Source organism: Bacillus sp. JJ1533, assembly GCF_036965045.1.
Classification (GTDB): Bacteria; Bacillota; Bacilli; order Bacillales; family Bacillaceae_L; genus Ferdinandcohnia.
Genome location: NZ_JBALOV010000007.1, coordinates 283494 through 295218, shown reverse-complemented (window position 1 = coordinate 295218; position 11725 = coordinate 283494). Strand labels below are relative to the sequence as shown.

Sequence of the window (11725 nt, the reverse complement as noted above, 5' to 3'; positions counted from 1 at the left end):
TATGTACATTATGTATATACATATAAGACGAATAGTTGACTAGAAAGTTTCATAGTAATCAAAAGTAACAATCTTTTAAATTTTCTTACAAATATGTAAAAAAAGAGATTTCATTGAGAAATCTCTTTTTTCTAGTACTTTTGAATGATTTATAGCTTGGTTTTCGCCAAATATGCAGCACCAATCACGCCCGCATCGTTTCCTAACGTTGCAATTGTAATTTCTGCAGCATCCGCAACACGAGGAAACGCAAAACGTTTGAATTGTTTAGTTAATGGAAGCAGCAATTGCTCTCCTGCCTTTGAGACACCACCACCCACTACAATTTTCTCTGGATTTAGTCCGTTTGCAACATGACTTAACGCTAAGCCCAGGTGGTAAGTGACATTGTCAATAATGTTTTTCGCAAGCTGATCACCTTTCCCTGCTGCTTCAAAAACATCCTTTGAGGTGATGTCCCCCGCTTTTTCAAATTGGTCACGAATATGGCTTGGCTCATTATGAGCTTGTATCGCCTCTTTTGCCAAACGTGCAATTCCTGTTGCAGAGGCGATCGTTTCGATACATCCGGTCTTGCCACAGCCACAAAGAGCACCCCCTTCAGGTATAGAGGTGATATGACCAATCTCTCCGCCTGCCCCATTTACTCCACGAACAACCTCGCTATTGGAGATAATACCTCCGCCAACTCCGGTTCCTAATGTAACACAAATAAGATCCTTTGCTCCTTCACCGGCACCTTTCCACATTTCACCAATAGCCGCTACGTTCGCATCATTGTCAACGACTGCAGGTAAACCGATTTTTTTCTCTAGCTCTGTTTTTAATGGGAACATTTCTTTCATGCCTATGTTGGTCGCTTTATAGAGGATACCGTTATCAAAGTCAATAGGACCAGGTGCACCCATCCCTATTCCAACAAACTGTTCTTTTGTAAGCTGTAGTTTATTCATTTTCACATGAATTGCTTCAGCAATATCTGGGATAATTTTATCTCCAAATTTATCAGTCGGAATTTCCCATTTTGAGATAATTTCACCTTCTTGTGTAATAAAGGCTAACTTAACAGTTGTTCCACCCAAATCAATACCAATTAATAGATTTTCCATATGTATTCCATCCCTTTATTTATTTCTTTTTTGCTCTTTTTTCAGTTTCCCATACCATTTCTTGACGGAGGAGAAAAATCGCCGTTTGATAGTCCTTTGTTTCAATAAGCTGTGAATTGTAAAGTTCATGGATCTCAGCTTCCATTAATTCAAGATCAGCCACTCGGTCACCAACATAAATAATGGTGCCAAACTTTTTTAGAAATTGTTGAATATCATAAATTGTTTTCACATGTTCACCTTCTGCATTCTGCAATATATTCTAGCTTATTCAAAAAAAGGGGATCACGCAAGTCTTTCACGTGAATCTCCACCAAATTGTAAAAGGAGTGCCCTAAATGGAACACTCCTGAAGATTCTTATTTATCCGGATCTTTCGGATGCAATACTTTCGGTCTATTTCTTTTCAATGGAATTGGTGCTCGGAATAAAACATCCTTAAATCCTTTGAAGGAAAAAGGAATAAACGGCCATAAGTACGGCACATTAAAGGATTTCATTCGAGCTAGATAGAGTATCCAGAGTGTAATCCCACCGACAAAGCCGATTACCCCAAAAATACTCGTAGTTAATAAAAGAAATAACCGAGCTAAACGATTTGCCAGACTCATCTCATAGCTTGGGGTTGAGAAGGTTCCGATTGCAGCGATTGCTAAATACAAAATAACCTCATTTGTAAATAAACCAACCTCAACAGCCACCTGTCCGATTAACATAGCAGCAACAAGTCCCAAAGCAGTCGCAAGAGAGGTCGGAGTGTGAATGGCAGCCATTCTTAATAGATCGATTCCGATTTCAATTAAGAAAAACTGCAATATCAATGGTAATCTGCCTTCATCATTCGGGCCGATATATTTAAGATGTTCTGGCAACAGTTCTGGTTGAACAGCAAACAAATACCAAAGAGGTAGTAAAAAAAGAGATGCCCACACACCTATATAGCGAACTAAGCGAAGGTACAGTCCAGTAACTGGACTATTCCGGTATTCCTCAGCATGCTGCATATGATGCCAAAACGTTGTCGGTGTGATAAGAACACTCGGGGAACCATCGACCATGATAATAATATGGCCTTCAAATAAGTGAGCTGCTGCTGTATCAGGTCTTTCCGTGTATCTAACGACAGGGTATGGATTATAATGTCGTCCCGAAATATATTCCTCAATTGTTTTCTCACCCATCGGTAGGCCATCAGTATCAATCTTTGATATGGCATCTTTTACTTCCTTTACATGATCAGGATCGGCAATATCCTCAATATAGCTAACGACAATATCTGTTTTTGAGCGTCTTCCCACCTGCATATATTCCATACGAAGAGATTTATCCCTAATTCTTCTCCGTGTTAAGGCTGTATTAAAAACAACCGTTTCGACATAGCCATCCCTTGAACCTCGTACAACTCTTTCTGTATCCGGCTCTTCTGGGCCTCTTACAGGATACGTTCGCGCATCAATTACAATCACTTTTTCAAGTCCATCAATGACAAGGGCTGTAGGGCCTGCAAGTACCATGTCAACAACCTTATCAAGGTCGTCTACACTTTCAACTTCGACATAAGGGATATAGGTCTTAAGGAGTTTTTCCAAACCATCTATTTTTAACGTATTTTCATCCTGTTTCGCGAGAAATTTTTGTAAAAGATGTAGCATGTCATCTTTGATTAGACCGTCAATTAGAAACATCGACATGTCTTTTCCAGCATATTCTACATCCAGTTGGATCACATCAAAGCTTTTGTCTACACCAAGAGCTTCTTTTAAATACGCACGATTTTCTTCTAAACTTGTTGAGACAGGGTGTTTCGGCTTTTCTTGTTCATTTCCCATTTGAATCACTCCAATCACGTACAAAGCAACTATTTAAAGCTACTAATCCATCTTTGACGTAAAACTGGAAAAACATACTTTTTTAGGGAAAATAAAGAAAAACGCCTCCTTGAGAGACGCTTTTACAATGGGCCATGATCCATGGTGTTAATTTCTTTCATCAGATCTTTATAATGTTCATTGTCCGGATCTACTTTAATTGCTTGTTCTACAGCCTTTCTAGCGTTTTCGAATTCTTGTAGCTGGACATAGACTAAAGCAAGATTATAATGTGCTTCGGAAATCTCCGGTGCTTTGTTTGTGACAATTTCTAAATGATCTCTTGCCTCTTCAAATTTACCCAGTTTTATTTCTGTATAGGATAAATAAAAATATACTTCTGGCGCGTCTGTACCCTTTTCCTCGGCGGTTATAAGCATGTCATATGCTTTTTGAAACTCATTAGCTTGAATATATTCCTGTGCAGTTTGCACGACAAATTGAGGATTATCAGAATGGGGCTGAACCACATATCCGACATAAAAAAGTGTACCGATCGTCCCCATTGTTACAACAAGTCCGCCTAATCGCTTCACAAATTCTTTTCGCTTAGGTAAATGTACAATACTCGCTGCTAAAAAGCCTCCAACCAACCCTCCGATATGACCTGAATTATCAATTCCAGGAATCATAAATCCCAGGACTAAGTTGAAGATAATGATTCCAATCACATTTGGCCCCATTGTTCTAAAGAATAAAGATGGGAAAGCTGTTCCAAAAAACAAGAGTGCACCAAAGCATCCAAAAATAGCACCAGAAGCGCCAGCAGAAATATTAGCATTAAACACAAAACTAGCCAAACTTCCTACAAATCCTGCAAATATATAAATGAATAAAAATCTTAACTTTCCATATAACCGTTCAACCTCAGTCCCCAGATAATATAACGCAAAGGTATTCATAAGTAGATGGATGAATCCAATATGTAAAATCATAGGCGTGAAAAAGCGCCACCATTCCCCATTTAAAATCCTAAAGTTTTCCTTTGCCCCAAATTTCAGTAAGGTTTCAGTATTCGTACTTCCACCATTCAATTCTAAAATGGCAAACATAATTAATTGTATGGCAATTAAGATATAAGTAAAAAACGGTTTCCCATTTTGAAATATTTGCTTTTCATTTGAAATACGGTTATTTGCAACAGTAATAACCTCACGCTTGATTCTTTCAATCGTATCAACATCTATGTAGAGGGCATCCTCCAAATCAAGATCAAACTCAACAAACTTTGATACCTCTTGTAAACCAGTATCCGTATGTTCTGCGTCCATTAAAACAGTATGTAAGGTAGTTAAACCTTTTGCACCTGCAAGGAGTGGGCCTTCTAATCGAAATTTCCAATCATCCACAGGCGGGTACGTCGTAATATAAATATTAAGAGCGTCCAGCTTGCGAACAAATAAACGTTTACGCAGCTGTTCTAAACGCTGTGCTGTGATTTCCATATCTCGCTGCATCCAATTACTCCAATCTAAATCATGGCGTAGGATGCGAATAATTCTTGGCTTGTGTTTTTGTGTTGTCTCTAACCATACTTCATTATTTGATTTTGATAATTGGAGAATTCGGTAGCCGCCTTCCATTTGAAGCCCCTCAATCATTTTCCAATAAAGATAATCCTGTTTGAACACCAAATCCCCCCTTTTTCGAAAGAGTTTCTTTTATTATAAACGTTTTTCTATAACACTTACCAAATATCTGTCTTAAAAATACGAAAAACCTGTTGAAAGGAGTCAACAGGCTTTTGCTTTAGCGGAAGGCATGATGTATCATTTTATTTCGAATAAATGGGATTTTCATCGACGAACTGATAAAGACACGTCGAACTGCTGGATTACCGAACACACGATTGAAAATGCGATAGCGGTATCTGTAAACTGCATAAATCCCACCGAAAAGTAAAGCTATTCGGGTCAATAAGCTTAACATTTTAATCCCTCCTAGTTATACTTTTTGACTATCACATTGATTTTATCCTTTTATAAGTGAAAGGAAATATGTCCCAAGTCCAGATGCAAGAAGGATCGAAATCAAATTCACTGCATCGTTATTACAAAAGCGTAAGCCCTTGAAATAGGCCGTTTCCTGTCCACAATGGACCCTTTTTTCTGTTTCCATTCCACATGAAGAACATCTATATACGACTTGTAGGGTTGCACCCATAATGGTATCAATTACATTCCCACAAAAACCAACAAAAGTAAGTCCTACCAACAACAACACTGATAGCTCTGGCCAAACTACAAATGAAATGACACTAATGAATAGTGATCCTAAGAAGCCGGCAATCGTTCCTAACCATGAGACAGCCCCTGATGTCCCTGCATCTACTCGCTTCATCTTTGTTAGGAGAATGGGCCGTTTTTTGCTCAGTGTCCCTATTTCCGATGCCCAGGTATCGGCATTTGCTGCTGCAATGGAGCCAATGAATAAGTAGAGCCAAATGATTGAATCCGTCCACGCAAATAGTAAACCTGCAAATGCGGCAATTCCACCATTTGCAAATACTTGGATGATATCCCTTTGCTCACCTTTTGCCACTTTATTTTTAAGACTGTCTTTATTTCCAGCCTTCATTTTGCTCCATAGGCTCGAGCTTGCAAAAAAGGCTCCTAATACCAGTAAACCACGATAGCCAAAGCCAATCGAAACAGCACTCCCGACAAAAATCGTCCCGACTGCCCCGCTAAATGTTAGAGATTTTACTCGATATCCGGCTACAGCTACTCCAATGGAAGCGAGTACTTGAATAGTAAGATTAATCATTTGTATCAATAACCTCTGTGTTTGTCACGATTTTCTGAACAGGAATATCAAATGATTCAACTGGTATTTCTTCGACTAGTTGATTTGGAAATGCCAGAGAAACGGTAATCCCTTGATATTTCGTTAAATATCGATCATAATATCCACCACCGTGGCCCAGACGGTATCCGTTTTTTGCGAAGCTTAGGCCAGGGACAAATAATACATCGATTTCATTATGTAAGACCTCTCGTGTTTGTTCCTCAATTGGTTCTTGTAGTCCATAGAAAACAACCTCTAACTGTGAAAATGACGTAATTTCACGGAATATCATTGTTTTTGTTTTTGGTTCACATTTTGGAACCGCGACGCGTTTATTTGACTGCCAAGCTTTTTCAATCAAGGCTTTTGTATCAACCTCATACTCCCCAGATATTGTAATGCCTATTGTCTCCGCGTCCACCCACTCTGGTAATGATAGGACTATTTCTGTAATATCCTCTGACCATTTATCTAATGTAATGTTATCAATCGAACGTAAAATCTCCTTCATTTCTTTTCTCATTTCCTTTTTTGTCATCAGCCTCTTTGCCTCCCTCGTCATTACTTGTATTATATAATAAAAAAACAGCAGGAAATTGCTTCCTACTGTTACTTTGTTTCGCGGTGTAATGTAACCTTTTTAAGTCTTGGGCTATATTTCTTAAGTTCAAGACGATCAGGGTTGTTACGCTTATTTTTAGTTGTAATATAATTACGATCACCAGTTTCAGTGCAAGCTAAAGTGATTTTAACACGCATAGTCATTTCCCTCCAAACATATAAAGCTTTAATCAGACTTACCTATCATACCATTTAACGAATCAAAATTCCAGTCCTATTTTTTAATGAGAAAAAATTTCTAATTACTATATCAAAAAACAATTCATAAGCTTACAAATGTTGTCAGCCTTCACAAGTTACGATAAAATTATTTATGGAATGGAGTGAAGATATGGAATACGCATTTATTATTTTATTAGGTATCGCAATACTTCTTCTTGTCATTTCTTTTTATGGGAAGGACCGGATAAAAATGATGCAAGAAGAACTGGATCAACTTTCCCTTTCTGTCGTCCAGGAAACGTATTTGTTAAAGAAAAAAATAAAAATCCTCGAGGAAGAATTACTCACAAATGACATTGATGATGAATTAGGAACACCACAGACAAGTGCCATGTCTTTATCAAATACTTCCATTTTATCGTTATATGATAAAGGCTTGAGCTATGAGGAAATCGGAAACAAAACGAATTTACCCGTTGAAGAAGTGCGACTCATTTTAGAACAAGCAAAGAAAATGGGGCTTATCCATGGATAAATATTTATTAAGGGGAATCGCGATCGGAATCATTCTATCAACCATCGTCTATGCAACTATTTATTATTTAACGTAAAAAACTCAAGCCCTTGAGAGGCTTGAGTTTTTTTATTAAGAATTTAAATCGACATTTTTTCCCTTTACCATGTAAATGATATGTTCAGACATATTTGTAGTATGATCTGCTATCCGTTCGATATTACGGGAAACAAAGGATAGTTGTGAGATTTGATTGAATGAATCAGGTTTGCTTGGCACTAATTGAAGCAATTCTTGGATGACTTTACCATATAAAGCATCGACCTCGTCATCAGCCTTGGCTGTTGAAATTGCCAGTTCAATATCTTTTTCAATATAGGCTTTGACTACGTTATTTAACATGTCTAAAGCCATCTCCGCCATTTTCGGTATATCTACAATGGGCTTAATAAGCGGCCCATTACCAATATGGATCACAGATTTTGCGATATTTACTGCAAGGTCGCCGATACGCTCAACATCGTTTGAAATTTTTAATCCGGCGATAATTGTACGAAGATCGGAAGCAACCGGCTGTTGCTGAGCGATTAACTGAATGATGAGATTATTAATCTCTTCTTCAAGCTCGTTAATCTTTTGGTCTTCTCCAATGATCTGCTCGGCCATTTCGATATTCTGATGTGCAAGTGATTGGACTGACCTCTCAACTGCAGTTTTTGATAGACCTACCATTTCAATAAGTAATTCTTTAAGGCGATCTAAATCTTTGTCTAAAGTCGAACGTATTGACATACACTACTCCCCTTATTTTTTATTTACCCAAAACGGCCAGTGATGTAATCTTCTGTGCGTTTATCGGATGGGTTTGAAAACATCTTATCAGTTTTTTCATATTCAACAACTTCTCCACTTAGGAAAAATGCAGTTCGATCAGAGATACGCGCTGCCTGTTGCATGTTATGCGTAACGATGATGATACTAAAGTTTTGTTTAAGTTCTTGAACTAGCTCTTCTATCTTCAATGTTGAAATGGGGTCAAGAGCAGAAGTCGGCTCATCCATTAGTATAACATCTGGTTCAATTGCTAAACACCTAGCAATGCAAATTCTTTGTTGCTGACCACCTGAAAGGCCATATGCATTTTCATGAAGTCGATCTTTTACCTCATCCCAAATGGCTGCCCCACGTAAGCTTTTTTCGACAATTTCATCTAAAATCTTTTTATTTCGAATCCCATGGATACGAGGTCCATACGCAATATTGTCGTAAATCGATTTAGGAAATGGATTAGGCTTTTGGAAAACCATCCCAACTCGAGTTCTTAGCTCTTCTTCTTTATATGATTTATCAAAAATATTCTTTCCTCTATATAAAATCTCCCCTGAAATGCGTACGATTGGGACTAGTTCAACCATGCGATTCAAAGTTTTAATATAGGTCGATTTGCCACATCCTGAAGGTCCAATGATTGCTGTCACTTCATTTTCATAAATAGGAAAGTTAATATTTTTTAATGCATGGTCATCCCCATACCAAAGGTTTAAATCCTTTGTATCATACACTATTTTTTTATCTATTTGTTTTGAGTTATTATTTTTATTCGATACTGCTTCTAACATAGTCTCTAGTTTCTCCCCTTCAAAAGATAGATTAGAATCTTCTTTGGAACTTGTTTCGAATCATGATTGCAACTGAGTTCATTAAGAATAGAATGATTAGCAAAACAACAATTGTTGCCGCTGCTAAATTTGCATATTCAGCAACAAGTGCGGAATCAAGTGTCCAATAATAAATTTGCATTGGCATTACAGTGAATTTATCAAATATACTATCAGGAAATGGAATTAACAGAGCAGGGATCCCAATAACAACTAGTGGAGCTGTTTCTCCGATTGCCCGCGAAAGTGCCAAAATAGCTCCTGTTAAAATTCCCGGCAACGACGCTGGTAACACTACATTCTTAATCGTTTGCCATTTTGTAGCCCCCATTCCATATGAAGCTTCGCGCAAAAAATTAGGAACCGCACGAATTGCTTCTTGACTTGCTACAACAACGATAGGAAGTACCAATAGTGACATTGTGAGTCCACCAGCTAACACAATATTTCCTAATCCGAATCCACGGACAAAAACAGTTAATCCTAAAATTCCAAATACAATGGACGGAACACCTGCAAGGTTGGAAATGTTTGTTTGGATAAAGCGTTGAAGGCGTCCTTTTTTAGCATACTCTTCAAGATAAATAGCTGTTCCAACCCCGAGAATAAGTGTAATTGGAGCAACAACGAGCATTAACCAAAGGGTTCCAAGAATGGCTCCCATAATCCCGGCCTTTTCAGCAACTGTTGATAATTTATTTGTTAAAAATTGAAGGTCGATCCAACTAATACCTTGGGAAATGACACGATAGAAAAGAATGATTAGAACGACTAAGCTAAATAAGATTGAAATTAAAAATATGGTTTTCGCAATTTTATTAATTGCTAAACGTGTATTCAGTTTCTTTTGCACCTGTGCTGCATTTACATATTTCATCTTAATATTCCTCCTTGAACTTGCGAGAAATATATTGTGCAAGTAAATTCATTATCAATGTGAAAACAAATAGTGTAATCGCTACAGCATATAAACTATAATATAAAGTTGAGCCCGCAGGTGCATCACCACTATTGACTTCAACAATATAAGAAGTCATTGTTTGCATGGATTGCGTAAGATCAAATGTAAAGTTCTTCGTACTTCCACTAGCAAGAGTAACAATCATGGTTTCACCAATTGCTCTGGATATACCAAGAACAAAAGAAGCAATGATTCCAGACATTGCAGCAGGAATAACAACCTTCCATGTAACTTCAAGTTTTGTCGAGCCTAGACCAAGTGCACCTTCCCTAATCGCATTTGGCACAGAGCTCATTGCATCTTCTGATAGAGATGCGACCATAGGAATAATCATAATTCCCATTACGATACCTGGACTGAGGATATTGGTCGGTTCAAGACCAGGAATAAGTAATTGTAAAAGAGGTGTCACGAACGTTAATGCAAAGAAACCATAGACGATTGTCGGAATTCCTGCAAGAATTTCAAGGATTGGTTTTAAGATTTTTCTAACTCGGTCTGATGCATATTCACTTAAATAAATAGCTGACATCAATCCAATAGGAATTGCGACTACCATTGCTATAGTCGATGAAATAACCGTTCCTGTTAATAGAGGTAAAACCCCGAACTCAGCATTATCGCCGAGGGGCTTTAAGACTGTACCGGTAAAGAAGTCGAGAAACGGTACTCGTTTAAAAAACTCGAATGTTTCAAAAAGAAGAGTAAAGACGATGCCAATTGTCGTTAAAATCGAAACAATTGCAATTAAAAGCAAGCCTTTTGGAATGACTTTTTCAATAATCGAATTCATGCTTTTATTGCTTTTATTCTGAGCGATAAGCTCTCTTACATTTAAAGCTTTAGAACCTTCCTTCATGATAAACTCCCTTCCATTTCACCATTTATCAAGACCAAAACATATAGTTATTTTTCTATCTATAATGAAGACGAAGATGAGAAGCAAAGACTGCTCTCACCTTCATCTAAAGGTTATTATTTTAAACCTTCTAATTCTTCAACAGCTTTTTGTAATTCATCTTCTGGAAGTGGAGCAAATCCAGTTTCAGCTGCTACATCAGCTGCATTTTTCATAGTGTAGATTGCATAATCTAATACTTGTGGCTTTTCTTTAGCCATGTTCACATTAAGGTAAGTGAATACTGGTCGTGTAAATGGAGCGTAATCTCCATCTTCACTGATTGTATCTGTATTTGGTTCTACTGGGCCATTACCAAAGTCGATCTTTACAATTTTCACTTTGTCTTTGTTGTTAACTGCATAGCCATAACCGAAGAATCCAATTGCATTTTCATCTTTAGATACTAAGTCTACTAAAGTAGAATATTCTTGTTGAAGATTTGCATCAGCTCTTAAGTCCTGCTCATCTAAGATGTTTTCCCAGAAGAACTCATACGTACCATGGTTTTCGTTTGGTCCGTAAGCTTTGATTGGCTCATTTGGAAAATCTGAGCGAACATCTGACCAATTTGTCTTATTACCACTTGCTAAGAAAATATCAATTACTTCTTGTTGAGTCAGTTCCTCTGCCCAATCATTGTCAGGATGTACAACAAAAGTTAATCCATCAAGAGCAACCTTTAATTCTTTTACTTCAATTCCTAAGTCTTCAGCAGTAGCTGCTTCTTCATCTTTAATTTTACGTGAAGCATCATTGAAATCAGTTCCGCCCTCTTCAACTAAGAACTTTTTGAAACCAGCACTTGTTCCAGCTCGGCTTACTTCAACTGATACTTCTTCTTGTTCATTTGTCATATAATTTTCTGCCATTTTAGACATGAAAGGAAAAACAGTACCAGATCCATCAATCACTACGCTACCTTCTAGTTTTTCTTCGCCTGCATCACCATTACTTGTTTGTGATTCATCACCTTCTGTGCTAGATTCATTACCACAAGCAGCTAATACAAGCATTGCGATTGAGATCAGTGCTAAACCTAAAAACTTTAAGCGTTTCATTCCGTTATTCCCCCTAAGAGTGAGTTTGTTTTGCTTTGTCTTACATGATTAGAATAATCTGATTCTATTAATCTCGTATGAATTCC

At 37.5% G+C, this 11725-nt stretch carries 14 protein-coding genes; 1 reads left to right on the top strand and 13 read right to left on the bottom strand.

Annotated features, from left to right (window positions below; genetic code table 11):
* Positions 1-149: 149 nt before the first annotated feature.
* The 8 genes from V7138_RS05695 to rpmG form a co-directional block, all read right to left on the bottom strand.
* Positions 150-1109 (bottom strand): ROK family glucokinase, encoded by a 960-nt coding sequence (locus V7138_RS05695; RefSeq protein ID WP_335394834.1) that lies wholly within the window; start codon positions 1107-1109, stop codon positions 150-152.
* Positions 1110-1128: 19 nt separating this feature from the next.
* Positions 1129-1341, bottom strand: a complete 213-nt coding sequence (locus tag V7138_RS05690; RefSeq protein ID WP_335394833.1) for a YqgQ family protein — start codon at positions 1339-1341, stop codon at positions 1129-1131.
* Positions 1342-1468: 127 nt separating this feature from the next.
* On the bottom strand, positions 1469-2938 hold the full coding sequence (locus V7138_RS05685) for a spore germination protein (protein WP_335394831.1): 1470 nt from the start codon (positions 2936-2938) through the stop codon (positions 1469-1471).
* A 122-nt stretch (positions 2939-3060) separates the two neighbouring features.
* On the bottom strand, positions 3061-4608 hold the full coding sequence (locus V7138_RS05680) for a rhomboid family intramembrane serine protease (RefSeq protein ID WP_335394829.1): 1548 nt from the start codon (positions 4606-4608) through the stop codon (positions 3061-3063).
* A gap of 118 nt (positions 4609-4726) precedes the next feature.
* On the bottom strand, positions 4727-4906 hold the full coding sequence (locus V7138_RS05675) for a hypothetical protein (RefSeq protein WP_335394828.1): 180 nt from the start codon (positions 4904-4906) through the stop codon (positions 4727-4729).
* A 42-nt stretch (positions 4907-4948) separates the two neighbouring features.
* The gene (locus V7138_RS05670) at positions 4949-5743 is read right to left on the bottom strand and encodes a DUF92 domain-containing protein (protein WP_335394826.1); all 795 of its coding nucleotides are present in this window, start codon (positions 5741-5743) and stop codon (positions 4949-4951) included.
* The gene (locus V7138_RS05665) at positions 5736-6302 is read right to left on the bottom strand and encodes a 5-formyltetrahydrofolate cyclo-ligase (RefSeq protein ID WP_335394824.1); all 567 of its coding nucleotides are present in this window, start codon (positions 6300-6302) and stop codon (positions 5736-5738) included. Before V7138_RS05665 ends, V7138_RS05670 begins: the two co-directional genes overlap by 8 nt.
* Before the next feature lie 71 nt (positions 6303-6373).
* Complete coding sequence (rpmG, locus tag V7138_RS05660) at positions 6374-6523, bottom strand: 50S ribosomal protein L33 (RefSeq protein WP_116354497.1); 150 nt, start codon at positions 6521-6523, stop codon at positions 6374-6376.
* Positions 6524-6716: 193 nt separating this feature from the next.
* Between rpmG and V7138_RS05655 the strand changes: the two genes are divergently transcribed.
* Complete coding sequence (locus tag V7138_RS05655) at positions 6717-7082, top strand: hypothetical protein (RefSeq protein ID WP_335394821.1); 366 nt, start codon at positions 6717-6719, stop codon at positions 7080-7082.
* Between the two features lie 111 nt (positions 7083-7193).
* Here the strand turns inward: V7138_RS05655 and phoU are convergent, their stop codons facing one another.
* From phoU to V7138_RS05630, 5 genes are all read right to left on the bottom strand, one after another.
* Positions 7194-7853: a phosphate signaling complex protein PhoU gene (gene phoU, locus V7138_RS05650; RefSeq protein ID WP_335394820.1), complete on the bottom strand. Its 660-nt coding sequence runs from the start codon at positions 7851-7853 to the stop codon at positions 7194-7196.
* Positions 7854-7876: 23 nt separating this feature from the next.
* Positions 7877-8680 (bottom strand): phosphate ABC transporter ATP-binding protein PstB, encoded by an 804-nt coding sequence (gene pstB / locus V7138_RS05645; RefSeq protein WP_335394818.1) that lies wholly within the window; start codon positions 8678-8680, stop codon positions 7877-7879.
* Positions 8681-8711: 31 nt separating this feature from the next.
* Positions 8712-9596: a phosphate ABC transporter permease PstA gene (gene pstA, locus V7138_RS05640; RefSeq protein WP_335394815.1), complete on the bottom strand. Its 885-nt coding sequence runs from the start codon at positions 9594-9596 to the stop codon at positions 8712-8714.
* A gap of 1 nt (position 9597) precedes the next feature.
* Positions 9598-10539, bottom strand: a complete 942-nt coding sequence (pstC, locus tag V7138_RS05635; RefSeq protein ID WP_335394814.1) for a phosphate ABC transporter permease subunit PstC — start codon at positions 10537-10539, stop codon at positions 9598-9600.
* Positions 10540-10655: 116 nt separating this feature from the next.
* The gene (locus V7138_RS05630; protein ID WP_335394812.1) at positions 10656-11639 is read right to left on the bottom strand and encodes a PstS family phosphate ABC transporter substrate-binding protein; all 984 of its coding nucleotides are present in this window, start codon (positions 11637-11639) and stop codon (positions 10656-10658) included.
* Between the last annotated feature and the right edge of the window lie 86 nt (positions 11640-11725).